The sequence below is a fragment of the Pseudomonas saponiphila genome (assembly GCF_900105185.1).
Classification (GTDB): domain Bacteria; phylum Pseudomonadota; class Gammaproteobacteria; order Pseudomonadales; family Pseudomonadaceae; genus Aquipseudomonas; species Aquipseudomonas saponiphila.
Map to the genome: position 1 here is coordinate 2,760,658 of NZ_FNTJ01000001.1, position 25,998 is coordinate 2,786,655.

27 protein-coding genes and 5 pseudogenes are annotated in these 25,998 nt (G+C 57.6%); 14 read left to right on the top strand and 18 right to left on the bottom strand.

The window, feature by feature from the left end; translation table 11 throughout:
- The first annotated feature begins 9 nt into the window (after positions 1–9).
- A complete protein-coding gene (locus tag BLV47_RS12875; RefSeq protein WP_092314089.1) occupies positions 10–561 on the top strand; it encodes a glycoside hydrolase family 19 protein in 552 nt (183 codons plus the stop codon).
- Positions 558–1,091, top strand: a complete 534-nt coding sequence (locus BLV47_RS12880) for a lysis system spanin subunit (protein WP_092314091.1) — start codon at positions 558–560, stop codon at positions 1,089–1,091. The genes BLV47_RS12875 and BLV47_RS12880 overlap by 4 nt, the downstream gene beginning before the upstream one ends.
- 41 nt (positions 1,092–1,132) lie before the next feature.
- On the opposite strand, the gene BLV47_RS12885 is transcribed toward BLV47_RS12880, so the two are convergent.
- From BLV47_RS12885 to BLV47_RS36740, 8 genes and pseudogenes are all read right to left on the bottom strand, one after another.
- Positions 1,133–1,309, bottom strand: coding sequence for a DUF3606 domain-containing protein (locus BLV47_RS12885; RefSeq protein ID WP_092314093.1), 177 nt, complete (start codon positions 1,307–1,309; stop codon positions 1,133–1,135).
- A 190-nt stretch (positions 1,310–1,499) separates the two neighbouring features.
- Positions 1,500–1,589, bottom strand: a pseudogene (locus BLV47_RS36535) (DUF159 family protein); the annotation flags it as partial.
- A gap of 535 nt (positions 1,590–2,124) precedes the next feature.
- On the bottom strand, positions 2,125–2,661 hold the full coding sequence (locus tag BLV47_RS12890) for a HEPN domain-containing protein (RefSeq protein WP_092314095.1): 537 nt from the start codon (positions 2,659–2,661) through the stop codon (positions 2,125–2,127).
- Entirely contained in the window at positions 2,658–2,780 is a 123-nt protein-coding gene (locus BLV47_RS36735) for a hypothetical protein (protein WP_279626576.1), read from the bottom strand. Before BLV47_RS36735 ends, BLV47_RS12890 begins: the two co-directional genes overlap by 4 nt.
- The gene (istB, locus tag BLV47_RS12895; RefSeq protein ID WP_062838242.1) at positions 2,777–3,526 is read right to left on the bottom strand and encodes an IS21-like element IS1474 family helper ATPase IstB; all 750 of its coding nucleotides are present in this window, start codon (positions 3,524–3,526) and stop codon (positions 2,777–2,779) included. The genes BLV47_RS36735 and istB (BLV47_RS12895) overlap by 4 nt, the downstream gene beginning before the upstream one ends.
- Positions 3,414–5,099 carry an IS21 family transposase gene (gene istA, locus BLV47_RS12900; RefSeq protein WP_062838241.1) on the bottom strand — a complete coding sequence of 562 codons (1,686 nt, stop codon included), beginning with the start codon at positions 5,097–5,099 and terminating at the stop codon, positions 3,414–3,416. Before istA (BLV47_RS12900) ends, istB (BLV47_RS12895) begins: the two co-directional genes overlap by 113 nt.
- A 157-nt stretch (positions 5,100–5,256) precedes the next feature.
- The gene (locus BLV47_RS12905) at positions 5,257–6,441 is read right to left on the bottom strand and encodes a DUF262 domain-containing protein (protein ID WP_092314097.1); all 1,185 of its coding nucleotides are present in this window, start codon (positions 6,439–6,441) and stop codon (positions 5,257–5,259) included.
- A gap of 619 nt (positions 6,442–7,060) precedes the next feature.
- Positions 7,061–7,195 carry a site-specific integrase gene (locus BLV47_RS36740; protein ID WP_279626577.1) on the bottom strand — a complete coding sequence of 45 codons (135 nt, stop codon included), beginning with the start codon at positions 7,193–7,195 and terminating at the stop codon, positions 7,061–7,063.
- Between the two features lie 32 nt (positions 7,196–7,227).
- Between BLV47_RS36740 and BLV47_RS12915 the strand changes: the two are divergent.
- Positions 7,228–7,537, top strand: a pseudogene (locus BLV47_RS12915) (phage late control D family protein); the annotation flags it as partial.
- Positions 7,538–7,680: 143 nt separating this feature from the next.
- Here BLV47_RS12915 and BLV47_RS12920 read toward each other — a convergent pair.
- The 3 genes and pseudogenes from BLV47_RS12920 to BLV47_RS12930 form a co-directional block, all read right to left on the bottom strand.
- A complete protein-coding gene (locus BLV47_RS12920) occupies positions 7,681–9,228 on the bottom strand; it encodes a sensor domain-containing diguanylate cyclase (protein WP_092314099.1) in 1,548 nt (515 codons plus the stop codon).
- Between the two features lie 44 nt (positions 9,229–9,272).
- Positions 9,273–9,664, bottom strand: a pseudogene (locus BLV47_RS36540) (hypothetical protein); the annotation flags it as partial.
- Positions 9,665–9,804: 140 nt separating this feature from the next.
- The gene (locus BLV47_RS12930) at positions 9,805–10,725 is read right to left on the bottom strand and encodes a LysR family transcriptional regulator (protein ID WP_092314101.1); all 921 of its coding nucleotides are present in this window, start codon (positions 10,723–10,725) and stop codon (positions 9,805–9,807) included.
- 72 nt (positions 10,726–10,797) lie between these two features.
- Here BLV47_RS12930 and BLV47_RS12935 point away from each other — a divergent pair, with 72 nt between their 5' ends.
- The 6 genes from BLV47_RS12935 to BLV47_RS12960 all read left to right on the top strand — a co-directional run bounded on the left by BLV47_RS12935 (position 10,798) and on the right by BLV47_RS12960 (position 16,042).
- The gene (locus BLV47_RS12935; protein WP_482822344.1) at positions 10,798–11,757 is read left to right on the top strand and encodes an alpha/beta hydrolase; all 960 of its coding nucleotides are present in this window, start codon (positions 10,798–10,800) and stop codon (positions 11,755–11,757) included.
- A 57-nt stretch (positions 11,758–11,814) separates the two neighbouring features.
- Entirely contained in the window at positions 11,815–12,744 is a 930-nt protein-coding gene (locus tag BLV47_RS12940) for an alpha/beta hydrolase (RefSeq protein WP_092314105.1), read from the top strand.
- A gap of 12 nt (positions 12,745–12,756) precedes the next feature.
- The gene (locus BLV47_RS12945; RefSeq protein ID WP_092314107.1) at positions 12,757–13,092 is read left to right on the top strand and encodes an NAD(P)H-binding protein; all 336 of its coding nucleotides are present in this window, start codon (positions 12,757–12,759) and stop codon (positions 13,090–13,092) included.
- A gap of 203 nt (positions 13,093–13,295) precedes the next feature.
- Positions 13,296–14,981, top strand: coding sequence for an IS21 family transposase (gene istA, locus BLV47_RS12950; RefSeq protein WP_062838241.1), 1,686 nt, complete (start codon positions 13,296–13,298; stop codon positions 14,979–14,981).
- A complete protein-coding gene (gene istB, locus BLV47_RS12955; protein WP_062838242.1) occupies positions 14,869–15,618 on the top strand; it encodes an IS21-like element IS1474 family helper ATPase IstB in 750 nt (249 codons plus the stop codon). Before istA (BLV47_RS12950) ends, istB (BLV47_RS12955) begins: the two co-directional genes overlap by 113 nt.
- A 100-nt stretch (positions 15,619–15,718) precedes the next feature.
- Entirely contained in the window at positions 15,719–16,042 is a 324-nt protein-coding gene (locus tag BLV47_RS12960) for an NAD(P)H-binding protein (protein WP_279626592.1), read from the top strand.
- A gap of 571 nt (positions 16,043–16,613) precedes the next feature.
- On the opposite strand, the gene BLV47_RS12965 is transcribed toward BLV47_RS12960, so the two are convergent.
- Positions 16,614–17,084, bottom strand: a complete 471-nt coding sequence (locus BLV47_RS12965) for a winged helix-turn-helix transcriptional regulator (protein WP_244168872.1) — start codon at positions 17,082–17,084, stop codon at positions 16,614–16,616.
- Positions 17,085–17,157: 73 nt separating this feature from the next.
- Here BLV47_RS12965 and BLV47_RS12970 point away from each other — a divergent pair, with 73 nt between their 5' ends.
- Both BLV47_RS12970 and BLV47_RS12975 read left to right on the top strand, forming a co-directional pair.
- A complete protein-coding gene (locus BLV47_RS12970) occupies positions 17,158–17,775 on the top strand; it encodes an FMN-dependent NADH-azoreductase (protein ID WP_092314113.1) in 618 nt (205 codons plus the stop codon).
- A 29-nt stretch (positions 17,776–17,804) separates the two neighbouring features.
- On the top strand, positions 17,805–18,149 hold the full coding sequence (locus tag BLV47_RS12975; protein WP_208605264.1) for an NAD(P)-dependent oxidoreductase: 345 nt from the start codon (positions 17,805–17,807) through the stop codon (positions 18,147–18,149).
- Here BLV47_RS12975 and chrA read toward each other — a convergent pair.
- The 5 genes and pseudogenes from chrA to BLV47_RS37000 all read right to left on the bottom strand — a co-directional run.
- A complete protein-coding gene (gene chrA / locus BLV47_RS12980) occupies positions 18,146–19,504 on the bottom strand; it encodes a chromate efflux transporter (protein WP_092314115.1) in 1,359 nt (452 codons plus the stop codon). The genes BLV47_RS12975 and chrA overlap by 4 nt on opposite strands.
- Positions 19,497–19,886, bottom strand: a pseudogene (locus BLV47_RS12985) (chromate resistance protein ChrB domain-containing protein); the annotation flags it as partial. The pseudogene BLV47_RS12985 and the gene chrA, both read right to left, overlap by 8 nt.
- Positions 19,887–20,048: 162 nt before the next feature.
- Positions 20,049–20,960: a bifunctional GNAT family N-acetyltransferase/nucleoside diphosphate kinase regulator gene (locus BLV47_RS12990; protein WP_092314117.1), complete on the bottom strand. Its 912-nt coding sequence runs from the start codon at positions 20,958–20,960 to the stop codon at positions 20,049–20,051.
- Between the two features lie 355 nt (positions 20,961–21,315).
- The gene (locus BLV47_RS36995; RefSeq protein ID WP_425272169.1) at positions 21,316–22,179 is read right to left on the bottom strand and encodes a methyl-accepting chemotaxis protein; all 864 of its coding nucleotides are present in this window, start codon (positions 22,177–22,179) and stop codon (positions 21,316–21,318) included.
- Positions 22,171–22,956: pseudogene (locus BLV47_RS37000) on the bottom strand (MCP four helix bundle domain-containing protein); the annotation flags it as partial. The gene BLV47_RS36995 and the pseudogene BLV47_RS37000, both read right to left, overlap by 9 nt.
- A gap of 534 nt (positions 22,957–23,490) precedes the next feature.
- Between BLV47_RS37000 and BLV47_RS13000 the strand changes: the two are divergent.
- Positions 23,491–24,996, top strand: a complete 1,506-nt coding sequence (locus BLV47_RS13000) for a diguanylate cyclase (RefSeq protein ID WP_092314121.1) — start codon at positions 23,491–23,493, stop codon at positions 24,994–24,996.
- A gap of 24 nt (positions 24,997–25,020) precedes the next feature.
- Here BLV47_RS13000 and BLV47_RS13005 read toward each other — a convergent pair whose 3' ends face one another.
- Positions 25,021–25,182, bottom strand: a complete 162-nt coding sequence (locus BLV47_RS13005; RefSeq protein ID WP_092314123.1) for a DUF2986 domain-containing protein — start codon at positions 25,180–25,182, stop codon at positions 25,021–25,023.
- A gap of 405 nt (positions 25,183–25,587) precedes the next feature.
- On the opposite strand from BLV47_RS13005, the gene BLV47_RS13010 reads away from it, so the two are divergent.
- Together BLV47_RS13010 and BLV47_RS36195 are read left to right on the top strand one after the other, a co-directional pair.
- The gene (locus BLV47_RS13010; protein ID WP_003083582.1) at positions 25,588–25,728 is read left to right on the top strand and encodes a PA0050 family protein; all 141 of its coding nucleotides are present in this window, start codon (positions 25,588–25,590) and stop codon (positions 25,726–25,728) included.
- Positions 25,729–25,789: 61 nt separating this feature from the next.
- Positions 25,790–25,927: a PA0050 family protein gene (locus tag BLV47_RS36195; protein WP_092314125.1), complete on the top strand. Its 138-nt coding sequence runs from the start codon at positions 25,790–25,792 to the stop codon at positions 25,925–25,927.
- The last annotated feature ends 71 nt before the right edge of the window (positions 25,928–25,998 follow it).

The window sequence follows — 25,998 nt, forward strand, 5'->3', positions numbered from 1 at the left end:
ATATCAGGCATGACGATTACCACGCAGCAGTTGCTGCAGATCCTCCCCAACGCCGGCGCTAAAGCCGGCGTTTTTGTTCCTGCTCTCAACGCTGCCATGAGCAAGTACGCAATTATCACCCGGCTGCGGATGGCAGCGTTCATCGCGCAGATCGGCCATGAGTCCGGCCAGTTGCAATGGGTACGCGAGCTGGGCAGCAATCAGTACCTGAGCAAGTACGACACTGGCACCCTGGCCAAGCGCCTGGGCAATACACCCGAAGCGGATGGCGACGGCCAGAAGTACCGGGGTAGGGGGCTGATTCAGGTCACCGGCCGGGCGAACTACGAAGCCTGCAGTGAAGCGCTGTTCAGCGATGCTCGACTACTCAACACCCCGGAGCTGCTGGAAGCCCCGGTCTATGCCGCGCTGTCGGCGGGTTGGTTCTGGCAGCGGGCAGGGCTGAACACCCTGGCCGATAAAGGCGACTTCCTCACCATCACCAAGCGCATCAACGGCGGAACCAACGGCCTGGCGGATCGCGAGGCGCTATATCAGCGTGCGTTGAAGGTGCTGCCATGAAGGCCCCGGGTTGGCTGTTGCCGGTACTGGCCCTAGTGCTGGGGTTCGTCTTGGGTGGTTGGCTGGCCTGGACGTGGCAGGCCAACGCCTACGGCAAGGATCTGGCTGACCAGGCCGATGCGTACAGCAGGGACCGCGAGCAGGCCGCCACGGAGGTGATCAACTGGCAGGAAACTCAGCAGGATGCCCGTCGGGCGCTGGAGGACCGCCTGCAGGCGAATGACGAAACCCACTACAAGGAATTGCGCGATGCTCAAACGAACCAGGCTCGCCTGCGTGATCGGCTTGCTACTGCTGACCTGCGGCTGTCAGTCCTACTCAACACCGCCGCCTCGGGTGGTAGCGCTGGGGTGCCAGCCACCCCCGGCACCTGCGGCGTGGTTCATGGAAGAGCGCGAGCCGAACTTGACCCAGCGGCTGCTCGACGAATTGTCGCCATCGCCGGAGACGGCGACCAAGGATTGATTGCCCTAGTGGCCTGCCAACGCTACGTTAAGGAAGTCACAAGGACCGTGAAGCTTGACAGGTAATGAAACGAAAAATGCCCCTGAGTTTCAGGGGCATTTACAACTTACTTCTTGAGGTGTTTCTTCACATCGTCAGCGTAAACGCCAACCTCTTTCACTGCTTTTTTTAGCTGATCTTCCGTCACACCTAACTTTTTCGACCAGTCTCGCAGCTCATGCGATTGGTTGACGTTCACCTTGTCCCGATCCGCTTTACCAGTTTTCGTTAGGTCATCAGGCATTTTTCGCGCTCCGTTGAGTCGGAATTAATCCAACTGGGTTTGGCTTAAATTAAGCCGGAGCCTTCCAGCTAAGCAGGGCGGTATCGTCCGTCAAATTTGTAGAGTCAATTTAGTCCGATAAATTGATTCAGAACGTGTCCCTATTCAAAAAGAAGCGGCTGGTCTGGATGCGTCAACATCCCGGCCGGTTGCTGTCGGCCGGGATGATCACAAAGCCGTCGTGCTTGCTCTGGTCCGGTCTTGGCAACTGTCCGATTGAGGCACAGAAGATAGGGGAGCCAACATCTTAACTAGGAGATGTGGCAAACCCATATCAGAAGGGCAATGGACAGTACAGGGATGGAAAGTGACACGGGGAGTAAGAAAAGCCGAAGCTCAGGCGATATAGCTAAAATTCTTAAACAGGCAGCAAGGTGCTTTAACATTGGCCGGTACCCAATATTCAGAATTGAAGTTGAGTTCCCGGCTGATTCAAAACTATCAGGCGATCAGCCTGAAGTAGATGAAGATCTGCCCTTACGCACCCTGATAAGGTTTGTCGGACTTGCGCCTTGGAAGGGAGTTGATGTTAATCCCAGGCTCTTGGCTACGCAACCGGCGATAGAGCCGAGCCTCACTTGCTGAGACTCATGCACTCCAGAACACAGGCTCTCACGGGGGGCAGGGGCAAAAATGGAGCAATCTATACGCCAAACAATGCCATTTAATGCCAAGCGACGATTTATCTAGCTTTGTCAAAAAAGCCCTATAGCCCTTGTTCCTCGGGGCTGTAGGGCTTTTTTGCGTTAATATCCGAGCACAATCGGCGTATGCAATTAATCTTGTATTTCAATTACCGGTTCATCTTCGCCTTCTTCAAATTCATGATGAACCACTTGATCTAAAATTCTGAGCACCTCGACGCCACTATTGAAATATTCAATGGTTGAGGCTATATCAATATTTGGTGTCCCTCCATGCGCAAATTCGTTGCGAGCGTTTACGAGTTTGCTTAAGGCGCCGGAGTAGCGGGGCTTGTCGCCGAGGCCAACAAGCTCCTCAAATTTTTTTCCCCAGCGATTGTCGAAATCCTGAAGAATGGCTTGGATCTGCCCTAGCCTCGGGTTTACTGAGTTTTCTCTGATTTTCTTTCTGACGAAATTTTTTACTTGGATGGCGCAGTCTGCGTCCACCTTGTCGGCGATTATTTGTTTGAAGCCAACTTCGATTGTGCCAGATGCACGTATTACTGCATATCGTTTCATGTACGGTGTGGGTGTGGCCGCATCTCCCATGCCTGTAAGGAATTGTTTTATTCCTTCTAGTTCTTGGGAGCAAGATTGTAGTTGTCTTTCAACTTCCCTGTTTCTCATTTTTGCGCCCCATTAAATAAGGTGCGGATTTCGGTGAACGTGACCGAGCGTTTCGCTAATACGTGACCGGTGCTTCCACCCCGGTTGCGCGGGTTCTGGATTGTAATCGCATCGGTCACGATGCGGCTTGTTCCTCGGCTTTTTTTCGGCGCAGCGACTCGCCTTTCATCGTCAGTCGGTAGGCGTTGTGCACCAGGCGGTCGAGGATGGCATCGGCCAGGGTCGGGTCGTTGATCCAGCCGTGCCAGTGCTCGATGGGCAGTTGGCTCGTCAGGATGGTGGAGCGGCTGCCAGCGCGGTCGTCGATCACCTCCAGCAGGTCATGCCGGGCTCCTTCCTCCAGCGGGGCTAGCGCCCAGTCGTCCAGCACCAGGACGTCGACCTTTGCCAGCTGTTGCAGGGTACGGCCGAAGCTGCCGTCGCCATGAGCGATGCGCAGTTGTTCCAGCAGGCGCGGGGTGCGCAGGTACAGGGTGCTATAGCCCTGGCGGCAGGCCTGGTTGCCCAGGGCGCAGGCCAGCCAGGTTTTGCCGGCACCGGTCGGGCCGGTCAGCAGCAGGTTGTGCTGCTGGCGGATCCAGTCGCCACTGGCCAGGGTGGCGATCAGACGCTCGTCCAGGGCGCGTCCGGTGCGGCGGTCGAGATCTTCCAGGCAGGCGTTGGCGTACTTGAGCTTGGCCTTCTTGCGCAGCCGTACCAGGCGCTGGTTGTCACGCCAGGCCAGTTCGCGGTCGAGCAGTAGGCCGAGGCGTTCATCGAAGCTCAGGCTGTGGCTGGCCGGCAGCGTCCATTGCTCTTCCAGGGCGCGGGCCATGCCGTCCAGGCGTAGCTGGTGCAGTTGATTCAGGGTGTGTTGCGGCATCATCGAACAGCTCCTGTTGCGGGGGTTGGTAGTAGTCGGCGCCACGGACGTTCTCGTGGTCGCCGGGTAAGGTCGTTTCGGCGGCACGCTGGGGCAGCGGCTGTTGATCCAGGCCTTGCTGGAGCAGGTTGCGCACGCTGCGCCCGGTGAAGGCGCGCAGGTGTACGGCACGTTCGGCAGCGGCTTCCAGGCGTGCATTGCCATAGCGCCGGGCCAGCGAGAGCAGGCCGAGGCAGGCGCGGTAGCCCATCTCCGGGTGCGGCTTGTGGGTCAGTTGGTGATCGATCAGTTGGCGCGTGTAGGGGCCGATCCGCGCGCCCCAGTCGAGCAGGCGTTGTGGCGTCCATTCGCGATGCGCCTGGTGCGCCGCGGGCATGTGCTCGCGCTGGGTACTGTAAGCGCCGCGTCGCCCCAGCAGCAGGTGGCTGGCCACCCGCCGGTTGCCATGCAGCACTTCCAGGGTGTGTGCCGTCAGTCGCACGTCCACGTTCTGCCGGGCCAGGGCGGAGGGCACGCTGTAGAAGCTGCCATTGACCTCGATGTGGTAGTCGATGCTGACCTTGCAGCGCTTGAAGGTGGCGACCTCGTAGGGATGCACCGGCAGCGCTCGCAAGGCCGGGCGATCCAGGCGCTCGAACCAGTCGCGCCGGCAGCCATCGAGCCGCTTGAACGGGCGCCGATTCAGATCCTCCAGCAGCTCGGCGATGGCCTGGTTAAGCGCATGCAGGCTGAAGAACTGCCGATGGCGCAGCCGCGCCATGATCCAGCGCTCGACCACCTGCACCGCCACCTCGGCCTTGGCCTTGTCCTGAGGCTTGCGTGGCCGTGCCGGCAGGATCACCGTCTGGTAATGACGCGCGCACTCCAGCGTGGCCCGGTTCAGGCCCGGCTCGTAGCGATCCGGCTGGGCGACCAGGGCGCGCGGATTGTCCGGCACAACCATTTCCGGCACGCCGCCAAAGTAGGTCAGAGCCTGGCCCAGCGAGGTCAGCCAGTCCACCTGGGTTTCGCCTGGCGTCGCGCAGGCATAGGTGTAATTCGAGGCGCCCAGGGCGGCGACGAAGATGTGCGCCCGGCGCACTTCGCCGGTGGCCGGGTCGACCACCGGCAGCGTCGGCCCGGCATAGTCGATGAATAGCTTCTCGCCCGCACGGTGCAGCTGACGCATCGAACGTTTGAGCGTCTGGGCGTAGCGCCGGTAGTGCTCGACGAACTGGGTGTAGCGGTAGGTCGGCTGGCCCGCATGCGCGGCGAGATATTCCTCCCACAGCAGCTGCAAGGTCACGCCCTTGCGTCGCAACTCGCGGTGGATGCTCAGCACATCGGGCAGCACTCGCTCACCGCGCGGCTTGTTCGTCGACGTCGGTGCAAACAAGGCGGCCGCCAGCGCGGCCTCGTCCATGGCCACCAGCGCCGGCCAGTCCAGCCCGGCCACCCGCGCCGCCGCGATGTACTTGCTAACCACGCCCTTGGACAGCTGCAAGGCACGGGCAATCTTCTCGTGGGACAAGCCGGCCTCAAACTTGAGGCGCAGACATTCTTTGATGTTTCGCATGGCTACTCGCGGCGCCGCCATCTTCCTCTCCCGAAATCGGTCGAGGATGGCGGCGCATCAGGTCATGCGCAACGAAGGGGAAGGCTTTCGCTAAGTCGTGACCGGCGATTTCGGTAAGCCGTGACCACCTGTTTCGGAACAGGCGGAAAATCGGTCACGTTGCTACCGAAATGAGCGGTCACGCGTTAGCGAAATGACCGGTCACGATCAACCGAAACGGCCGGTCACGGTGCTCCGAAATCCGCAATAAGGCTTGGTACATCCAGATAACACGTTTTCGGATGGTTTCGCTGCGCATCGTTTCTTGTGAAACTGATTTCTGGTAGTCGTTTGATTTGAGTAGGTTGCGTCTGCGATCAGCAATCCCTTCAATATAATTCTCTGCTATGCCGTTATGAATACCCACATCGATGGCAATAAGTACAGAGTCGAAAATTGTAGCGCTGAACGCTGTTACGTCACGATCTGGATTGGAGGGCGATATGTTGTGGAACGCATTGGTGCCAATGTGTTCATATGTAAAGTGCACGGCAGATATAAAGCGCTCCTTGAACTCTGTGCACAGTGATTCTTGATTATTTTGTCCCATGAATTGGTTGAGATATTTTTTCAAGGATACTCTGGAAGGCGAAGTTTTCGGGCTCTCAGTTGCAAGCTGTGAGAGCGCGAAGAAACGTAGGATGCACTCCATGTCTCTCATTCGCGAATCGGGCTCAGGATTTCCCCAGAGTGCTCTCCATTCAGGGACTTTGTTGAGCTCAAACAAAAGTGAATTCAACGGGCCTTGGTATACGCAGTTTCGGATTTCCTGTGGAAGCAGTGAACGACCGCCTGAGTTTATTCGTTCGAATACTTGGAATAAACTTGTGTCACCATCTACAGGGTGTTTCTGCATAAATACAATTGCATGGATTGTAGTGTTGCGAATTTTTCTCTGTTCTTCTGGCGTGAGTTCTAGGAAAGCCTTGCCTTTCCAACGGTCATGGATCTTTTCGCTTCGTGATAGCTTGAAAATGCTGCCGTCTGTGCTGAAGATACCTTTGACGAAGTCTCTGACCGTCATTAGGCGCTGGTAGCCGTCTATGATTAGTAATTTTTCATCGAGAGTTTTAGCGAGAAAAATACTTGGAACGGGGAGTCCAAGCAAGATCGAGTCTATAAAGCGAGAGGCTTCAGCTTTATCCCAAACATAGTTTCGTTGAAGCTCAGGCTTTACTAGTTCGTCGTCATCATATCGGGCAATTAGCTCCCTGAAACTTAAGTCAGCGCCCCACGAAGAAATTTCAAATAAGTCGTCGTCGCTATAGAAGTCGTCACGTTCGTCTGCCGGGACTTCAATTTCGATGTTTTGTTCTTCTTTCATACGAAGGTCCATTTCATGATGGCGTTGTGATATTGCGCGACCATAGCTGATTGCATGGGTTACGGCAATACGAGTGTGCGCCAAAGCAGAATCTAGGTTGACCCAGAGGTGGCGCCAGAGATAAACAGTACTGGTACAAATTGGTACTAGTTGTCGATGAGACGCTTAGAGCTCAGTAGAGTAAGGTCGGGGATGATGAAGATGTGACCAATCCGTCATCGGATCGACTGAGCTTGCAGGGTCCAGGAGGAAAGGGTAGAGGATCCTTGAGGGCTGCGACTGTCACTGGGCTCTGAACCGCTAAGGGTGTCAGTAAAATCAGTTCCGCAATCAAAATGATGACCCATATAGGCCGTTGGTTGCAGCCTTTCTAGGAGATGGCACTTGCGGAACAGATTCATCATTAACTAGCTGAAAATTATGAAGTTTTACCTGGATTGCAAATCCGCCTACGCCGGTTCGATTCCGACCTCGGCCTCCACCCTTGAAACCCCGTAGATTAACGTCTACGGGGTTTTTTATTGCCTGTATGAAAGTGCTGGCGTACCAAAACTTTCCTATTTCGTAGGGGTGGCGATGGCGCCAACTCGAACGTAAATCTTCTTTGTGGTCTCCTGTTTCAGTGTCCGAGAAGCTGGCTCGCATCGTCCAGGTCGAGAATTTCGGATGCCGCCTTCGGGCGGATATCACGGAACTGAAATCCTGCGATTTTCTTAGTCAGGCCCTGGTCGCCTTGTTCGATAGCCTCAGCCAAGGCTTTTGATCTGGCGTCGTCCCATCTCTGGCACCCGCCGCGACGTGAGCCGCTATCAGTTTCGCCTCGGTGACAAGAGCACCCACAAGGCGGTGCAGACCAAGCACCAGGACAAGAAGAGCGGAAAGCTGCGGGTCGTCGACCTGGGCAACGAGGACTCCCCGGACGGCCTGCCGCCGGTGCACACCGATCGCCACATCTACCCGAACAAGTCCGCTGCCGAGCAGGCCACCAAGGCTCGTCTGGCGGCATTCAACCGCAGCACCGCTAGTGTGCGCCTGGAGATGCCCAGGCCGAACCGATCTATTCGCTGAACGCATGATCAATGCCCAGGGCTTCAAGTGCTGCAGATCCTCCCCAACGCCGGTGTTAATGCCCGATGACCAAGGATTAATCGCGCTTGCCGCATGTCAGTCATGTCTCAGGCAGGCGCTAAGATGAACCGTCAAGATAATCGCCTGGAGTCAGTAGCTTGAGGTGTAAGACTAATTTGAAATAACTGTCCTATTCTTTCCATTAGCTTTGGCGATGTATAGTGCTTTGTCGGCAGTATCTATCAGGCTCTTGGAAATACTAAAATCCCCTTCAGAGAGTGCGCTAATGCCAATGCTGATGGTGACTACGCCCAATGGGGACTTAATATGTTCAATCTTGTTTTTCTCTAGGTCGATTCGTATCTTTTCAGCTAGAAGGAATGCTCCGATGTAGTCTGTGTTTGTAAGTATGATGGCAAATTCTTCTCCTCCGTATCGAGCGGCAAGATCGCCGCTTCGGTTTACGTGGCTTTTAATTATTGCGGCTACACTCTTTAAGCATTCGTCACCCTGGACGTGGCCGTAGTGGTCGTTGTAGAGCTTGAAGAAGTCAATATCAATTATTATAAGGGTGGTGTCATTGGGCTTGCGTTTTTTTCGACTGATTTCAGCCTCTAAGAACAAGTCGAAATGACGCCGATTGGCAATCCCTGTTAGCCCATCTTCGAGCGCCATTGATTTAAGTGTCTTATTGGCTTCAATGTATTTTTTTTGGGATTTCTGTAGCTCTCTTTGTGCTTGGATTTGTTTTTTTATTAATTTTGCTAGTCGGTAGCCTATAAGACTAAGAATTAATAGTAGTATTGCGGATATTACTAGGCTGCCAAAAGACTCGCTTCGCCAGTCGGCTAGAATCTCATTCCTGTCAAATGCAGCAATGACCACGAGAGGGTACCCATTAACGCGTCGAAAGCCTATTACACGCTCTACACCGTCTACAAATGATTTTATCGTCGCAGTTCCTGAATTCACGTCAGGCTTTAGTAGTGCGAATACTTCCCCTTTTGATATGTTTAGACCCACTTCTGACTCGTGAAATGGTTTGCGAACTATAATATGTCCGTCTGATGTTGCCAGATTTATAATGCCGTTTTCTCCCATGTCTACACCATCGTAAAGACCGAGGAAATAATTAAGATAAATCGTGGCTATCGCGACACCAGCGAAACTTCCGTCTGGATGATTGATCCGGCGTGATACTGTCATAATCCAATCATTTGTTGAACGACTGCGTATGGATGGGCCAAGGTAAGGTCCTGGATCCGCATGGTCGCGATGATAAATAAAATAGTCTCGGTCTGAGTTGTTGGCGCCGACGGGGATGCTGCCATTTGAATTCAGCAGCCAGTCTCCTTGCTCGTCATAGACAAAAAAACCATGGATTTGAGGTAGTCGTTTTTGTTGTGATTTTAGTAGTTCTTCTAGTTTTTTTAAGTTGTCGACGTTACTGCCTTCAGACTCCAGGTGCTCTTTTGCACCTAACAGCACGGAGTCCGCTTGGGTTAGAGTTGCTTCGATATTGGAGGATAACGTCTTCGAGAGATTGGACATCTCGGTTTCTTTGTCGTGTAAATGATACTCCAAGGAGTTGAAGATCCCCCATGCGCTTATCGCAATCAGAGAGATGCACACTACTGAAATGAATAGAACTACATGACCAACCTTGAGTTTGGCATCAGTCCACTCGGTGGTAAAAATTGAGGCTTTTTTTGTGAGCATTGCGTCCAGTCCTTAGACTCATTGGGGCACGCGTCGAGTTTAGGTCAAGGCGTTGAGTTATGAGTGCGAGTCGTGCTGGCGAGCAGTGGAGATTTGGGATTGTGTTCGGACTGCAGGACGCCGTGGTGGCTGACGTTTCCCACGGCGGAGCTGACCTTGAACCATTCGAAGGCCTCTGTGGACTCTCCCTGGTGTAGCGCCATATGTTTTGCGCGCCCCTTTGGCGTTGAGGGCTGCTTCTTCGGGCCGCTTTCGTCGTCCCACTCGAACCAACTATCAATAGGGCAGGCCATATCTGCCGGAAGAATGGGCCATGGGCGACCTTCTCGACGCGGGCATTTATCAGCGCTGCTCGGTCCGTCGCTCAGTGCGGCCGCCAACCCCGGGTAACAGGATTTGCATATAGCGTGTCGTTGGCGATATGGAAGAGGGCAAGTGCATCGTTGGCGCCGTGTTATTTGAGGGGATGAGTTGCAATCGGTGTATGACCGTCTCCTTTCGACCCACAGCAGCCCTTAGCTAGAAGCAGCTACCGGCCATTAGCCGCCACTCAAGCAACCTCGCTTCTTTTGGCAATCAACCCAATAACGACCGTTTCTCTACAAGAAAGTCGATCAGTGTCCGCACCTTGGCCGGCATCTGGGCTCGTGTTGGCGCATAGAGATAGAAGCCAGGGAAAGGCTGGCACCATGGCTGCAAGACCCTGATCAACTCACCCGACGCCAACTGCTCGCGCACGCAGACGTCGAGATACTTGATCAACCCCACTCCCTGTATAGCGGCCCTCAACATGCTCTCGTCGTCGTTGAACAGGGCGCTGCCGCGCGGCTCGAATACCTGTGTGTGGGCCTCGGCATCTGGCGAGGTGAACGACCAGCGGTCGATTGTGCCGCTGCTGGTGAAGCGATAGGCCAGGCAGTTGTGTTGAACAAGTTCAGCCGGGGTCTGCGGAATACCGTGGCGCTCGAAGTAAGCCGGAGAGCCGACCACTGCCATCTCGATACGCGGGGTAATGGGTATCGCCACCATATGCTCGTCCAGGCTTTCTCCCAGGCGAATCCCTACATCGGCACCACCCGCGATGATGTTGGCGAAGCCGTCATTAAGCACCAGTTCCAGACGCAACCTTGGGTAGCGGGCGAGAAACTCGCCCAAGTAGGGCTCCAGCAAGGTACGCGCGGCGATGCGCGAGGTGTTCACGCGGATCAGCCCGCTCGGTGCGGACTGTACCTCGCCCAGTTCGGCCACTGCCGTATCTATGGTCTTCAACGCCGGGGCCACGGCGTCGAACAGCCGCTGACCTTCCTCGGTCAGCGACATATCGCGTGTGGTGCGATGCAGCAGACGCACATTGAGCTGCTGCTCAAGGCTCTTGAGATGCTGGGAGAGTGCCGCGCGGGACATTTCCATCTCGGTCGCCGCTTTGGTAAAGCTGCGATGGCGGGCGATATGGACGAACCAGGCTAAGGCAGGGAGCAGAGAGGGGTTGATCGACATTTTGTTAAGTAATCCTGACGAGTCATGTCGATTCTTGCATATTTTTCTAGAACAAAACTCGGCCTAGCATGAATCCATCGAGCGACACCCCGGCGCTCAGCCACTGGAGCCTCCACCATGCAAAACGTCTACATTCAAACCCTCAATGGCCAGGGCGTTACCATTGCTGCCGTGATCTATCAGCCCGCTGGTTTCGATGCTGGCAAGCAGTATCCGGCCATTGTCATCGCTCACCCTGGCGGTGGGGTGAAGGAGCAGGCTTCTGGTCTCTATGCACAGAAACTGGCTGAGCAAGGATTTCTGGCCATCGCCTTCGATGCGTCCTTCCAGGGCGAGAGCACTGGCCTACCGCGCCAGCTGGAGAACCCTTACATCCGCACCGAGGACATCAGTGCGGTGGTTGATTACCTGACCACCTTGCCCTATGTCGACAACAACCGAGTCGGCGCCATGGGCATCTGCGCCGGAGGTGGCTACACCGCCAACGCCGCCATCAACGACCGCCGCATTAAGGCCATCGGCACCGTGAGCGCAGTCAACATCGGTCAGATGTTCCGCAACGGCTGGGAGAACATCGTCAAGGATGCCGATGCACTGCCCTATATCGAACATGGCTCTCAGGCCCGTACCAGCGATGCCAACAGCACCGAACTGGCAACCTTGCCGCTAGCACCGATGCGCGAGGAAGACGCGCCGAACGAGGAGCTGCGTGAAGCCTGGGAGTATTACCACACCAAGCGCTGCCAGCATCCCAACGCCCCAGGTTTCATGACCGCACGTAGCCTGCCGCAGATCATCACCTACGACGCCTATCACAAGGCCGAGGCCTTCCTCACCCAGCCGATCCAGATCGTGGTGGGCAGCCAGGCCGGCAGCAAATGGATGAGCGATGACCTGCTCGCTCGCGCAGCCAGCGGTGACAAGCAGAGGCATGTGATCGAGGGCGCCAACCACATGTCGCTGTACGACCAGCAGCCCTACGTGAGCGAAGCCGTCGCGGTACTGGCCAAGTTCTTCCAGAGCCGTTTGTAACTCATCTTTCCCGATAATGCCGGCGTGGCTCGCGCCGGCTCACAGGAGCTTCAGACCATGACCATCCTCAAGCATGTCACCTACCGCAACCTGGGCTGGGATTCAGCCGCCGACCTCTACCTGCCGCCAGATTTTGACGAAGGCAAGCAGTATCCGGCCATTGTCAGCACTCACCCGATTGGCAGCTGCAAGGAGCAGACTTCCGGCAACATCTACGCCCGCCAACTAGCGCAGGAAGGCTTCGTAGTGCTGGCCTTCGACGCCAGCTTCCAGGGTGCCAGCGGCGGTGAGCCACGCTTCATGGAAGATCCGGCGATTCGCGTTTCCGACATCCGCTTCGCCATCGATTACCTGGTGAGCCTGCCCTATGTGGACGCTCAGCGCATCGGCGCCATCGGCGTGTGCGGCGGCGGCGCCTACACTATCAGCGCGGCCAGCACCGACCATCGCATCAGGGCGCTGACCTCGATCACCGGGGTGAACTTCGGTCGCCTGATGCGCGAAGGCTTCAGCCAGTTCGACCAGGTTGGCGCACTAGAGGCCATGGCGGCCCAGCGCACGGCGGAAGCCAAAGGCGCGGCGCGTCAAGTGATCAACTATCTGCCGGACTCTGTCGAGGCAGGCAAGCAGGCCGGTATCAGCGATATCGACGTACTGGAGGCCACCGACTATTACAAGTCGGCCCGTGGCCGGCAGCCCAATGGCGCCACCAGCGGCCTGTTCTCCTTCAACAGTGCGGCCATGGCCTGGGACGCCTTCGCCCATGCCGAAACCCTGCTGACCCAGCCGTTGCTCGTGGTGATCGGCGACAAGCCCGGTGGCTTTGGCGCCTACCGCGATGGTTGGGAGATCTACGGTCGCGCTGCCTCGAAGGCCAAGCAGATCTTCGTCGCCGAGGGCTGGTCGCATTACGACCTGTATGACCAACCCGAGCCGGTCGCTCTAGCCATGTCGCAGATCGTGCCCTTCTTCAAAAAGCATCTCTAAACGGCAGAAATCATGAAACGAGTACTGATTCTCGGCGCCACTGGGCAAATCGCCCAGTGGGTAGCCCTGGACTTAGGACAACACGCCGATGTGCAGCAGACCCTCCTGCTGCGCAATCCACGAAAACTCTCCGGGCGGGAACCAGCCAATGCGCAGGTGGTGATTGGCGATGTACTCGACAAGAAGCTGCTGCGCCAGGTGATGGTCGGGCAGGACATCGTCTACGCCAACCTGATTGGCGAAGATCTGGATAAACAAGCCCGAGCCATCATCGCCGCCATGCAGGCCTGCGGGGTACATCGCCTGGTTTTCGTGCTGTCACTGGGTGCGGATTTCGGAGCACCGTGACCGGCCGTTTCGGTTGATCGTGACCGGTCATTTCGCTAACGCGTGACCGCTCATTTCGGTAGCAACGTGACCGATTTTCCGCCTGTTCCGAAACAGGTGGTCACGGCTTACCGAAATCGCCGGTCACGACTTAGCGAAAGCCTTCCCCTTCGTTGCGCATGACCTGATGCGCCGCCATCCTCGACCGATTTCGGGAGAGGAAGATGGCGGCGCCGCGAGTAGCCATGCGAAACATCAAAGAATGTCTGCGCCTCAAGTTTGAGGCCGGCTTGTCCCACGAGAAGATTGCCCGTGCCTTGCAGCTGTCCAAGGGCGTGGTTAGCAAGTACATCGCGGCGGCGCGGGTGGCCGGGCTGGACTGGCCGGCGCTGGTGGCCATGGACGAGGCCGCGCTGGCGGCCGCCTTGTTTGCACCGACGTCGACGAACAAGCCGCGCGGTGAGCGAGTGCTGCCCGATGTGCTGAGCATCCACCGCGAGTTGCGACGCAAGGGCGTGACCTTGCAGCTGCTGTGGGAGGAATATCTCGCCGCGCATGCGGGCCAGCCGACCTACCGCTACACCCAGTTCGTCGAGCACTACCGGCGCTACGCCCAGACGCTCAAACGTTCGATGCGTCAGCTGCACCGTGCGGGCGAGAAGCTATTCATCGACTATGCCGGGCCGACGCTGCCGGTGGTCGACCCGGCCACCGGCGAAGTGCGCCGGGCGCACATCTTCGTCGCCGCCCTGGGCGCCTCGAATTACACCTATGCCTGCGCGACGCCAGGCGAAACCCAGGTGGACTGGCTGACCTCGCTGGGCCAGGCTCTGACCTACTTTGGCGGCGTGCCGGAAATGGTTGTGCCGGACAATCCGCGCGCCCTGGTCGCCCAGCCGGATCGCTACGAGCCGGGCCTGAACCGGGCCACGCTGGAGTGCGCGCGTCATTACCAGACGGTGATCCTGCCGGCACGGCCACGCAAGCCTCAGGACAAGGCCAAGGCCGAGGTGGCGGTGCAGGTGGTCGAGCGCTGGATCATGGCGCGGCTGCGCCATCGGCAGTTCTTCAGCCTGCATGCGCTTAACCAGGCCATCGCCGAGCTGCTGGAGGATCTGAATCGGCGCCCGTTCAAGCGGCTCGATGGCTGCCGGCGCGACTGGTTCGAGCGCCTGGATCGCCCGGCCTTGCGAGCGCTGCCGGTGCATCCCTACGAGGTCGCCACCTTCAAGCGCTGCAAGGTCAGCATCGACTACCACATCGAGGTCAATGGCAGCTTCTACAGCGTGCCCTCCGCCCTGGCCCGGCAGAACGTGGACGTGCGACTGACGGCACACACCCTGGAAGTGCTGCATGGCAACCGGCGGGTGGCCAGCCACCTGCTGCTGGGGCGACGCGGCGCTTACAGTACCCAGCGCGAGCACATGCCCGCGGCGCACCAGGCGCATCGCGAATGGACGCCACAACGCCTGCTCGACTGGGGCGCGCGGATCGGCCCCTACACGCGCCAACTGATCGATCACCAACTGACCCACAAGCCGCACCCGGAGATGGGCTACCGCGCCTGCCTCGGCCTGCTCTCGCTGGCCCGGCGCTATGGCAATGCACGCCTGGAAGCCGCTGCCGAACGTGCCGTACACCTGCGCGCCTTCACCGGGCGCAGCGTGCGCAACCTGCTCCAGCAAGGCCTGGATCAACAGCCGCTGCCCCAGCGTGCCGCCGAAACGACCTTACCCGGCGACCACGAGAACGTCCGTGGCGCCGACTACTACCAACCCCCGCAACAGGAGCTGTTCGATGATGCCGCAACACACCCTGAATCAACTGCACCAGCTACGCCTGGACGGCATGGCCCGCGCCCTGGAAGAGCAATGGACGCTGCCGGCCAGCCACAGCCTGAGCTTCGATGAACGCCTCGGCCTACTGCTCGACCGCGAACTGGCCTGGCGTGACAACCAGCGCCTGGTACGGCTGCGCAAGAAGGCCAAGCTCAAGTACGCCAACGCCTGCCTGGAAGATCTCGACCGCCGCACCGGACGCGCCCTGGACGAGCGTCTGATCGCCACCCTGGCCAGTGGCGACTGGATCCGCCAGCAGCACAACCTGCTGCTGACCGGCCCGACCGGTGCCGGCAAAACCTGGCTGGCCTGCGCCCTGGGCAACCAGGCCTGCCGCCAGGGCTATAGCACCCTGTACCTGCGCACCCCGCGCCTGCTGGAACAACTGCGCATCGCTCATGGCGACGGCAGCTTCGGCCGTACCCTGCAACAGCTGGCAAAGGTCGACGTCCTGGTGCTGGACGACTGGGCGCTAGCCCCGCTGGAGGAAGGAGCCCGGCATGACCTGCTGGAGGTGATCGACGACCGCGCTGGCAGCCGCTCCACCATCCTGACGAGCCAACTGCCCATCGAGCACTGGCACGGCTGGATCAACGACCCGACCCTGGCCGATGCCATCCTCGACCGCCTGGTGCACAACGCCTACCGACTGACGATGAAAGGCGAGTCGCTGCGCCGAAAAAAAGCCGAGGAACAAGCCGCATCGTGACCGATGCGATTACAATCCAGAACCCGCGCAACCGGGGTGGAAGCACCGGTCACGTATTAGCGAAACGCTCGGTCACGTTCACCGAAATCCGCAACTGGGCATCTATGACGAGATTCCCGGCAAGTTCGGCGAGTGGAACCACGCCATCATCGGAGAGGATCTCAAGCCCTACCGCCGCGCTGCGGATGCCATCGAGGCATCTGGTCTGGAGTACAGCATCTTGCGCCCGGCCTGGCTGACCGATGAAGAAGAGGTGGACTATGAAATCACCGCCAAGGGTGAGCCGTTCAAGGGCACCGTGGTGTCGCGCAGGAGCGTGGCAGACCTAATCGTCAAGATCATCGGCTCACCTGATCTGCATGTGGGTGCCAACCTGGGCGTGAACAAGCCGAACACTGACGGCGATAAGCCGTACTTCATGTAATGCGAGGCCGAGCATGCTCAAGCAGATCCCTCGAACAGATGCTCTAGACCATCGACGAACAATGGTTTGGCTCACGGGCAAAACCGTGAATCCGGGGCGTTGTGCTAACTGTCCAGGTCATGACGCAAATGACTGCTGCGCCCACTCATGACCGACCTCTTTTGACCATTAGAAGTCCCTGAGAAATCAGTTCCGCAATCACAATCCTGCTCCGCATAGGCCGTGGGTTCCAGCCTTCGTGGAGATTCAAGCCTGTGGAGCTGGTCTATCACTAACTGATTGAAAAGATTGAATTTTACCTGGATTGCAAGTCCGCCTACGCCGGTTCGATTCTGACCTCGGCCTCCACCCTTGAAAACCCCGTAGATCAACGGTTACGGGGTTTTTTATTGCCTGGGGTTTGGGCAGTCATCTCCGCATGTTTTTGGATCGTTCCCGTAATCAAACTATTTCCGGCATCGGGCTGAGCCAGTTTTCACCGTTTTCGCTCCTTGGTCATACCAGGTGCAACTAACTTCCCGGTCAACCGAGAATCTGCACGTCCGGTAACCCCGAGTCGCCTGAGATTCGCTTATCGACGTTCGTAGATAACGCCCTGAATCATCACCTGATCTGACTCGGGCTTTTCGTCAAAACGTTCGTGCGCCTGCGCAATGGCGAACTGGTTTTCGTTCGCCCAGTTGACCAGTGCCATCACCGGCTCCAGCAGCGTTTTTCCCATGTCGGTGAGTTCGTATTCGACGCGTGGAGGAATGGTCGGATACATCGTTCGGGTAATCAGTCCGTCACGTTCCAGTCCGCGCAAGGTCAGCGTCAGCATCCGTTGGGAAATGCCGTCGATGCCACGCTTCAATTCGTTGAAGCGCTGCGGGCCTTTAGCCAGCGTGGCGACGATGTAGAGGGTCCACTTGTCGCCGATGCGATCCAGGATTTTACGGGTCGCCAGACAGCCACCTGCGTCAGGAGCAGGCATGTCGGCAGGTAGTTCGGTGTGACTAGGTGACATGCGTGTGCCTTCTTGTGGGGAAACGGAAGTGACCATACCATCCTTCGTATGAATTGGTAATTTAGATTAAATAGTTTACTCAGTTCTTATTTTATACTTAGGAGCAATCATGAACCGTACTCTACTTGTCACTTCCAGTCCGCGCGGAGCGGACAGCCTTTCCACCCGTTTCGCCATTCAGATCGCTGAAGGCATCCTGGGCCACTCGGGCGGCTCGCTTGCTGTGCGCGACCTTGCCGCCAATCCGCCGCCGCACATCGCCCCGGCCTACATCGAGGGCCGCATCACATCGCCCGAAGAGCGCACGCCGGAACAGATCGAGGCCGTGAAGATCGCCCAGGAACTGGTGGATGAATTGAAGGCCGCCGATGTGATCGTGCTGGGGTCGGGCATGATCAACTTCGGCCCGTCCTCACAGCTCAAGGCATGGTTCGATCACGTCACTTGGCCAGGCATCACTTTCAGCTATGGCGACACCGGGCCAAAAGGATTGCTCGTTGGCAAGAATGTCTATCTCGTTACCGCTGCTGGCGGCGTGTTTTCGGAAGGTGCTTGGGCGCCTTTCGACTTTCAAACCAACTATTTGCTGCACTTGCTCGGTTTCATCGGCTTGACCGACGTTGAAGTGGTACGCGTCGAAGGCACGGTGCTCGGTCCCGATGCGCTGCAGGCGGCAATCGCCAATACCGAAACAGCCGTCAAGTCCTTGTTGGCGAAGGTTGCGTGATCTCATGGGTGGGGTAAAACATCGCCCTGTTGTTCAGGGTGATCGCGCGCAATGGCTGTGAGGGCATCAAGCCGACAGGCAAATTGATCGCCAATTCGGGCTTGGACTGGACACAGGAAGGCATCCCCAACCTCAAGGACGGCGATGCCGATGGTGGTGTCTACGTGGGCTGGTATGGGAAAACCAAGCTCAGCATGAAACTTTCCAGGGGTAGTCTCGCGAAGTTCCTTGAGGATCAAGTGACTGACAAAGCGGTCCTACGCCTGGCACCTGCCATCGTAGTGATACGCCGTCCAGATCTGGCCGTTCATGCCCTTGCTGATACGGCGCGCCCAATGCCCGGCAAAGACTGTCAGTCCGCTCGTGCGATCTAGCGCAACAGATGCACTGCCAAACCGACTAGCGCGCAGGCCATCAGCACTTGGATGACGCCCCGCTTGAAGCGGAACAAGGCAATCGCCGCTGCAATGGCGATCAGTGCAGAGGGCCAGTCGAGGTGGCCGCTGAAGCCTTTCGGCCAAATCACGTGATAGCCGAAGAAACACGCCAGATTGAGGATCACTCCAACCACGGCAGCGGTGATGGCGGTAAGCGGTGCCGTGAACTTGAGTTCGTTGTGGGTCGACTCCACCAGAGGGCCGCCCGCGAGGATGAATAAAAATGATGGCAGGAAGGTGAACCATGTGACTAGCGCGGCGGCGACGGCTCCGGCCAGAAAGACCTGATCAGCCCCGAATACCTGCGAGACATAGGCCCCGATGAAGCCGACGAAGGCCACCACCATGATCAGTGGCCCTGGCGTGGTTTCCCCCAGCGCCAGCCCGTCGATCATCTGGGTTGGGGTCAGCCATCCATAGTGTCCGACTGCGCCTTGGTAGACATACGGCAGCACGGCGTAGGCCCCACCAAAGGTCAGCAAGGCGGCCTTGGTAAAGAACCATCCCATTTGGGTCAAGGTTCCTTCCCAACCAAAGAGCGCGGTCAAGGCCCCCATCGGCAAAGCCCATAACAGGGCGCCGATCACTGCGAGCGATGCCAATTTCAACCAGCTAAAGCGGGCATGTTCCGGGGACGGAGTGTCGTCGTCGATCAAGGCCGGGCCGAAGGATTTCTTGGCGGCGCCATGGCCCCCGGTTCTGAATTTCGTGGGTGCCAGGCGTCCACCGACATAGCCGATCAAGGCGGCCCCAAGAACGATCAATGGGAACGGAACATTGAATGCAAAGATCGCGGCAAATGAAGCCGCTGCTATCGCCCACAGCCAATTGTTCTTCAGCGCCCGAGAACCGATCCTATGTGCCGCCTGCACTACGATGGCTGTCACGGCAGGCTTGATGCCGTAGAAGAGCCCGGCCACCACAGGTACTTCGCCGAACGCGATGTACATCCACGACAGCGTGATCAGGATGAACAGTGAGGGCAGCACAAACAGCACGCCGGCGATAACACCTCCCCACGTTCGATGCATCAGCCAGCCAATGTAAGTCGCCAACTGCTGCGCCTCGGGCCCAGGCAACAACATGCAGTAATTGAGGGCATGCAGAAATCTGCGCTCGGATATCCAGCGCCGTTGCTCCACCAATTCCTGGTGCATGATCGAGATCTGGCCCGCAGGCCCGCCGAAGCTGATGAAGCCGAGCTTCAACCAGAACCAGAACGCCTCACGCAGGCTGATCGCTTCCGGCTTCGACAGCTCTTCTTCAACCATGGGGGCCGATACCTTACTCATTGGGTTGTTCCTCTTTCACAAAGCCGGCGAGCAGACCGTCGAAAATGGCGCTCGCTGCAGCCAGCAAATGGTCGTCGTCGGTAATCGTTTCGCGCAGGCCGGCAAGCACTCGCTCGACACCGGCGGCCTCCGCCGGCTGAGTGCCTCCAACATCTAGGTAATGCACCAAGGCCGCGATACGGTTTAGGCCGGGCTCTTGAAGCTCGAAGCTGGCTTGCAAGGTCTCGAAAGTAACCCGGTTGCCCACATGACTGAAAGTCGCCTCAACGAAATAAAAAACCAGCGCATTGGCTGGGCAGTCCTGTGGCCTGTCCAGCCAGAGGATCTGAGCATCGTGGTCAATGAAGCGACGGATCAGCCAGGCACAAGCCAGGCGGTCAACCGAGAATGGCTGAGGGGAGCAGGGGGAGCAGGTGCCTCGCGATGTACCGGGTTCTGCAAGACTACCCTTGACCGTAGAACCAGCGCTCAGGCGCGGAAAGCGAGGCGCCGTCCTTTGGGGAATCCTGGTGCCCGATGTACGAACATCGGGCAAAAGGCTCAATTACAAGTGGAAGTCGCCCGCAGCCTCCGGCTGGTAAAGCACTTTCCGGATCTCAATCCGGCGGGTCCGATCAGAGATTCGCCAGTCGATGGCGTTCCCCTCCTGATAGCCAAGGATGGCGGCGCCTAAGTCGGAATACACGGAGTGCTTCCCTGCGTCGCAGTCCGCGTCTTCAGGGTAGACCAGGGCCACTTCGAGCTCTTCGTCATCCAGTTGCAGCAACGCCCTGGAGTTCATCGTGATGACATTGCCCGCCACCTGCTGCGGCTTGACGACAATGGCTCGTTCAAGCTCATGTTCAAGTTCTACAATCGCCGGGCCTTGCTCGAACACGATCAGGCTCTCGAGCCTGGCCTTGTCGATTTCAGTGATGTAGATCTCGGTGGAGTCGACAACGGTGCCTGCGCGCAAGAACTGGAGATAGCGCCCCGCGGTCATGGAAAATGATTTCAATGTCGGCGTCTCGCTTTCAAGCAGAAAGCCGCTGCGTTGAAAGGCTTTCAGCGAGCGCGCGTTGTCCGGGTGGATCTTGGCGATGAGCTTCTCGGCACGCATGTCGAGGAAGGCCAGTTTCATGCCTTCGCGGATGGTGCGGGCGCCAAGGTTTCGGCCCCATTTGTCGCTGTCTCCGATGACCAGGACTATCTCGCAGTTGGAGTCGGTCTTGATCAGGCGGACAAAGCCCACCGGGGCGTCATGCCGGTCATAGGCCATGAAGAACCGGCCGCCTCGATTGAAAAGATGGGTCAGGATCGGCAATTGAGTCCGATCGATGACTTGCTCGATGGAGCGGGAGACATCACGCGAATCGCTCAGATAGCAGGTAACGCGCTCATCTTCCAACCAATCCATCAACGTCAGCGCGTGCGCCCGAGTGATTTCAGGGCACAGGGTAATGAAAGGCTTGTTCATCTAAACCACACTTCTTAGTAAAGGATGGAAGCCCTTCATGGCTAAAGTCACGACGGTTCTTCGGCAACCGCGCATTCTAAGATATACCGCGAGTAATAGCGAAGATCCCCGAGAATTCGAGGAAAACATCGTATTGTCGAACCCGAGCCAGCCACGCGCTCAAGCGTCGATGAAGCCGACTCCATTCACGCTGTATTGAGCAATCAGTTCGGCAATCAAAGACGCTTGAGGCGGCAAACCTTCAACAAAGTGCTGCGGGCTGTCGGCGCCTCTCCGTAAGGGGAGGCGCTTGAGCTTGAGGAGAGTGTTGACCTGTCAGGCTGATGCCCGGTCTAGGCGCTCAATGCTTTGCCCATCAAACGGTGAATCGGCTGATCAGCACGCCAAATGAGGTCGCGAGTCGCGACAGTTCGGCGCTTGAAGCGCTGGTTTGATGTGCGCCTGTCGCGGTTTGTGCGGAAAGATCCTGAATGTTGATCAGGTTACGGTCGACCTCGCGTGCGACCTGAGCTTGTTCTTCAGCTGCACTTGCGATGACCAGGTTCTTTTCGTTGATGACGGAAACGCCCTCGGTGATGCTGTCCAAGGCCTGGCCGGCCTCAACCGACTGCGCCCGTGTATCGGCGGCCAGCTCTTTGCTTTTGTTCATCGCGAGGACGGCTTCTTCAGCTCCCGAGCGCACCTGTTGCATCATCGATTCGATGTCCGCCGTCGACGCCTGGGTCCTGTGGGCCAGTGCGCGGACTTCATCGGCCACCACTGCGAAGCCGCGACCCTGTTCACCCGCCCGGGCGGCTTCGATGGCCGCATTGAGGGCCAGGAGATTGGTCTGCTCGGCGATGGCCCTGATCACTTCAAGCACTTTCGTGATCTCGTTGACGCGGGTTGCGAGCACCTCAACCTTGCCGGTCGAATTGGCAATTTCGTCTGCCATTGCGCCAACGGAGTCAACGGCCCTGCGCACTTGATCGCGCCCTTGCACGGCGCTGCGGCTGGTCTGCTCGGAGGCTTCTGAGGCGCCTGTGGCATTGCGGGCAACTTCTTCCACTGCCGCGGTCATTTCGTTTACCGCCGTTGCCGCTTGCTGAATCTCGTCATTCTGTCGCGTCATACTCCGCGAGCTTTCTTCCGTGACGGCGTTCAGCTCTTCGGATGCAGAGGCCAGTTGGTCAGCAGCACTGCCAATCTCCTTGACCGTGGCCCGCAGGTTTTGCTGCATTTTATCCAGCGCATTGAGCAGTGCACTGACCTCATCCCGGCCGCTGACCTGAATGCTCTTGGAAAGGTTGCCTTCCGCTACTTCCTCTGCGCTGTGGACAGCGATGGAAAGTGGCCGGGTGATCGAGCGGGTGATGATCATGCCCAACGAGACGGCCGCGATGAACGCGATCAGCACCCCGATGCCCAATGTCCAGTAAGCACTGGTAGTGGCGGCCTCGGCTGCGTCGGCGGCTTCACCGCTTTGGCGATAGTTGGAGGCAACTATGATTTGCAGTTGATCGATGATGCGCTTGGACGCCGGGGCAACCTGCTGCTGGAAAGTCTGCATGGCACCATCAAGGTCGCCAGATCTCGCCAGGGCGATGACTTTGTTCGCCCCCTGAACGTAGGCCGGCCAGTCCTTTTCGAACTGATCGCCCGCCACCCGCTCGTCATCGGCGAGAGGCGTCTGGCGATATTCCTTGAAAAGCCGCTCAACTTCCTTCTGGTTTTCGGACATGGACTGTACTGCCGCTTCAAACTTCCCTGAATCCGCCTTGGTGTACTTAAAAAGCAGGGCTGCATGCAGATCCCTGGAGTAGGCAAAAACACCGGCCCGAGCATTGCCCGTATTGTTAACGGACACCAGGTTGTTGCTAACGATTTCGTTTATTGTTGTTTTTAGCAATGCGATACCCGAGCGTCCCAAGAGCCCCACTCCCAGTGTGATGATGGCGCACACCACAAATGCAGAGATTAATCGTGTGGAAAGCTTGATGTTACGTAATGCGTCCATAGGACCCTCGACGAACTCTTAGTTGGCTGGCCCAAGCTGGCTTGGGTTTCCATGTATCCGCCGGGATATCTATTAACTTTAATGGAGCGCCGGTTTTTTTTGAGCACGATCATTAACTAGCTAAGTGTTTTTTCTGCAGTGAGTCATGGGTTTGATTTGGAACTAACGTGCAGTATTAACAATAAGGTTTCGTCTGCAGTCATTGTTGGCGTCATAAGCGATATTGACGGGGGCCAAAAACAGTCAGGTGATGAGGGGCGCGATGGTGCGGCCAGTGGCACGCATGCGACACTTGTCGCCCGAAAAAACAGGCTGTGTATCAGCGTCGCAGGTACAGAGGTGTGTTTCGCAGTTGCGTCATTCTTGACGTTGCAGTGGGCACGGTGACTTCTTTTGGTGCTGATTAATGACTATGCATTTACTACTAGTTGATCTGCAATGGACTTTTGACCTCCCGCAACGGGTTTAAATTTCTACCAATCTATTACAACCGCTACACTAGAACTTGAACCGTACTATCCATAAGGTGGGAACGTGAAGCGTGATACACGCTTGGTTGTGCTTTTGCTGTTGGTCGTTGGTTGCTCACTGGCGTCATTGACTGTCTGGAAAGTATTGGCATCTCGCGAGCAGGTATTAAGGGATGTCAATGTTCACGGTCTGAACCTGACCCAGGCGCTTGCTACCTACACCGAAGGGATAGTTCGTCAAAGCTCGGCGCTGTTGCTCGGGCTGGTCGAGCGCCTGGAAACCGAGGGTAGCGGTCCTCCTCAGATTCAGCGCCTGAGTAAGCTGATCCACCGGCAGGAACCGCTGATGCCACAGCTCAGTGGCGTCACCATTTACGATAATCAGGGCCGTTGGTTGATGTCTTCCAATCGGCCGATTCCTGCCGGGGCGAACAGCAGTGATCGGGCCTATTTCATTCATCATCGCGACGATCCATCCCGTGAAACCTTTATCGGGCCGCCAATCCAGAGCCGCTCCAATCAGGAGTGGGTGATTACCCTCAGTCGGCGTTTCAATGATTCTCGCGGCGAGTTTGCCGGAGTCGTGGCGGTTACCCTGGGGATCGAAAACTTCTTGCGGTTGTTTGGCAAGATCGATGTAGGGCAGGAGGGGGCCATCGGCTTGTCCAATACCGATGGTACGTTGCTGGTTCGCTATCCCTTCCGTGAGCAGGATATGGGGCGCAACTTTTCCAAGTCGCCGATCTATGCCAAGTACCTTGTCGATCGAACCGCCGGTACCGCATCGTTTACCTCCAGCCTGGACGGTGTCGAGCGCCTTTATGCCTTTCGCAAGAGTGACCAGCTGCCTGTGATCACGACTGTTGCTCTCGGCAAGCGAGAGGCCCTGGCTGCGTGGCGTATGGAGGCGCTGTTGTCGACGGTCGTGGTGGCGGGGCTGCTGGGGCTTACCGCTCTGATCGGTTGCTTCTTGATCCTGGATATTCGCCGGCGAACCGAGGTTGAAGGTCAGTTGCGAGGCGCCCAGCAGCAGTTGCTCTCATCCAATCGCCAACTGGAGTTGCTGGCCATGAAGGACCCCTTGACGGGGCTGGCCAACCGGCGCTGCTTCGACGAGAGCCTCGCCACCGAAGCGCGTCGGGCACAACGTGCCAATGCCTCGCTGGTATTGATGATGATCGATATCGACTACTTCAAACTGTTTAACGATTCGCTCGGGCATGTAGCCGGAGACGCCTGCCTGCAGGCGGTTGGCAGAATCCTGGAGGAGTGTGTGCGACGGCCGTCGGATCTGGTGGCACGTTATGGTGGAGAGGAGATGGGCGTCATCATGCCGGACACCGACAGCGACGGAGCGAGGATAGTGGCGCAACATATTCTCAGTCGCTTGGAACAGGAGAACATTGCGCACGTTTCCAGCCCGTTGGGGCGGGTGAGTGTAAGCATCGGAATTGCCGCCGCCACGGGTGCGGAGTTGAACCACCTGCAAGGACTGATCGAGGCGGCAGATCAGGCGCTGTACATTGCCAAGGCATCGGGACGTAACCAGTTTGCCGAGGCAAAGGTGTAGTGGGCGTATGCCAGACGTGCAGTATCAGCTGTCGGGGACGATGGCCGGGTCTTGAGTGGCTTGCTCCGCCAGTTTCAATCGGTCGGCCTTGCTGATGTAGGTCGACTTCTTTTTCGGTGCCAGTTTGGCGCTGGCCTTCTTGGCGTTGGCCTTCAGCAGTTGGTTTATTTTCTTGCGGCGATTCATCGTTGTTACTCGGCGGATAAGTTGCCGGATGATATCAGCTAAGGGGATTGGGCCGTTCACCTGTGCCGAGTATGGGGTGCGCCGAGTCGGCTGGCGGTCCTGTCGGCCTTGATCAGCTCAGCAGTTCTTGTCCTTGTCGTCGATCACGCAGGCCAGGGTGATGATGTCGCGCCCTTCGGTGTACAGGGTGACAAAGAGGGCCTCATGTCCCGCTCGAGGCAGATGACCAGTGCTGTGACACTGTGCCGCACTGGCGCAATTACAGACTGTGGTCTTTGCTGTTGCGGGCCCGCTGGCGGGAGTGCTGGCAGGGCTTGCTGCGCGCCGTGCCATGGGCGTGCATCCGCCCCCTGAGACAAGGGGAAAGCGCGGATCGTGATCATTGTCTCGACCAAGGAGGTCAGGTTGAAAAGAAAAATGCTGGCGGCTTCGTTGCTGCTATGGATGTTCTCGCTGACAGCGCAGGCGGACTGCGCGGTGCTCGGGCCTGGTGAGGATCCGTGTGCCGGCCCGGTGCTCGGCCCGACCGTCTGCGAGTGCCCTTGATGACTGTCCGTGCCCTTGCCCGGGCACATGGACGATTGGATGACTGACCAGGAGGTCGCAAATGAAGAAAGTGCTGTTGGCGGTATTGCTGCTGTGTGGTTTCTCCCTGACTGCCCAGGCCTCGTGCCCGGTGTTCGGCCCGTCCAAGGATCCGTGCAGCGGTCCGGTATTCGGTCCATCGACCTGCGAATGCCCTTGAGATAGTGGCTAGGCAGGCCCGACGCAAATCGGGTCTGCCCGCTCCGCTGGCCGCTCGGCAAGTGCCGCAGC

Excerpts from the sequence above, each read along its gene's own strand:
- BLV47_RS12875 (WP_092314089.1), top strand. The coding sequence starts at position 10 with ATGACGATTACCACGCAGCAGTTGCTGCAGATCCTCCCCAACGCCGGC.
- BLV47_RS12880 (WP_092314091.1), top strand. The coding sequence starts at position 558 with ATGAAGGCCCCGGGTTGGCTGTTGCCGGTACTGGCCCTAGTGCTGGGG.
- BLV47_RS12885 (WP_092314093.1), bottom strand. The coding sequence starts at position 1,309 with ATGCCTGATGACCTAACGAAAACTGGTAAAGCGGATCGGGACAAGGTG.
- BLV47_RS12890 (WP_092314095.1), bottom strand. The coding sequence starts at position 2,661 with ATGAGAAACAGGGAAGTTGAAAGACAACTACAATCTTGCTCCCAAGAA.
- istB (WP_062838242.1), bottom strand. The coding sequence starts at position 3,526 with ATGATGCCGCAACACACCCTGAATCAACTGCACCAGCTACGCCTGGAC.
- istA (WP_062838241.1), bottom strand. The coding sequence starts at position 5,099 with ATGGCGGCGCCGCGAGTAGCCATGCGAAACATCAAAGAATGTCTGCGC.
- BLV47_RS12905 (WP_092314097.1), bottom strand. The coding sequence starts at position 6,441 with ATGAAAGAAGAACAAAACATCGAAATTGAAGTCCCGGCAGACGAACGT.
- BLV47_RS12920 (WP_092314099.1), bottom strand. The coding sequence starts at position 9,228 with ATGCTCACAAAAAAAGCCTCAATTTTTACCACCGAGTGGACTGATGCC.
- BLV47_RS12930 (WP_092314101.1), bottom strand. The coding sequence starts at position 10,725 with ATGTCGATCAACCCCTCTCTGCTCCCTGCCTTAGCCTGGTTCGTCCAT.
- BLV47_RS12940 (WP_092314105.1), top strand. The coding sequence starts at position 11,815 with ATGACCATCCTCAAGCATGTCACCTACCGCAACCTGGGCTGGGATTCA.
- BLV47_RS12945 (WP_092314107.1), top strand. The coding sequence starts at position 12,757 with ATGAAACGAGTACTGATTCTCGGCGCCACTGGGCAAATCGCCCAGTGG.
- istA (WP_062838241.1), top strand. The coding sequence starts at position 13,296 with ATGGCGGCGCCGCGAGTAGCCATGCGAAACATCAAAGAATGTCTGCGC.
- istB (WP_062838242.1), top strand. The coding sequence starts at position 14,869 with ATGATGCCGCAACACACCCTGAATCAACTGCACCAGCTACGCCTGGAC.
- BLV47_RS12965 (WP_244168872.1), bottom strand. The coding sequence starts at position 17,084 with ATGGTCACTTCCGTTTCCCCACAAGAAGGCACACGCATGTCACCTAGT.
- BLV47_RS12970 (WP_092314113.1), top strand. The coding sequence starts at position 17,158 with ATGAACCGTACTCTACTTGTCACTTCCAGTCCGCGCGGAGCGGACAGC.
- chrA (WP_092314115.1), bottom strand. The coding sequence starts at position 19,504 with ATGAGTAAGGTATCGGCCCCCATGGTTGAAGAAGAGCTGTCGAAGCCG.
- BLV47_RS12990 (WP_092314117.1), bottom strand. The coding sequence starts at position 20,960 with ATGAACAAGCCTTTCATTACCCTGTGCCCTGAAATCACTCGGGCGCAC.
- BLV47_RS36995 (WP_425272169.1), bottom strand. The coding sequence starts at position 22,179 with ATGCAGCAAAACCTGCGGGCCACGGTCAAGGAGATTGGCAGTGCTGCT.
- BLV47_RS13005 (WP_092314123.1), bottom strand. The coding sequence starts at position 25,182 with ATGAATCGCCGCAAGAAAATAAACCAACTGCTGAAGGCCAACGCCAAG.
- BLV47_RS36195 (WP_092314125.1), top strand. The coding sequence starts at position 25,790 with ATGAAGAAAGTGCTGTTGGCGGTATTGCTGCTGTGTGGTTTCTCCCTG.